Source organism: Staphylococcus pasteuri (assembly GCF_030547725.1).
Lineage (GTDB): Bacteria > Bacillota > Bacilli > Staphylococcales > Staphylococcaceae > Staphylococcus > Staphylococcus pasteuri.
In genome coordinates this window covers 1-244 of the sequence record NZ_JAUOQO010000786.1, presented here as the reverse complement: position 1 = coordinate 244, position 244 = coordinate 1, and the positions used below count along the sequence as shown (strand labels likewise).

The window sequence follows — 244 nt, the reverse complement described above, 5'->3', positions numbered from 1 at the left end:
GAAATAAGCGAACCCGTTGATGGTGTTGACGCAGATGCCAAGCGATTGTAAGACCTAATGTGGCGCCAATTTGTAGCATGTCAAATGACCGAAGCACAATACGATGCGACGAAGGATACAGTGAATGCAGCCGAGTATGAATTACGCGCTAAAGGTAAAATTTTACGCTTCGACGGTTTGACAAAAGTACAACCGGTAGGCTAATCAAGTAAAGCTGACGATGGCGTATTGCCTGCTGTTAGCC

At 45.9% G+C, this 244-nt stretch carries 1 protein-coding gene; it reads left to right on the top strand.

Annotated elements, in window-relative coordinates; translation table 11 throughout:
* Positions 1-57: 57 nt before the first annotated feature.
* The gene (locus Q4528_RS15505; protein WP_303522610.1) at positions 58-204 is read left to right on the top strand and encodes a hypothetical protein; all 147 of its coding nucleotides are present in this window, start codon (positions 58-60) and stop codon (positions 202-204) included.
* Positions 205-244 lie beyond the last annotated feature (40 nt).

Coding starts and splice junctions, on each gene's coding strand:
- Q4528_RS15505 (WP_303522610.1), top strand. CDS start 58: ATGTGGCGCCAATTTGTAGCATGTCAAATGACCGAAGCACAATACGAT.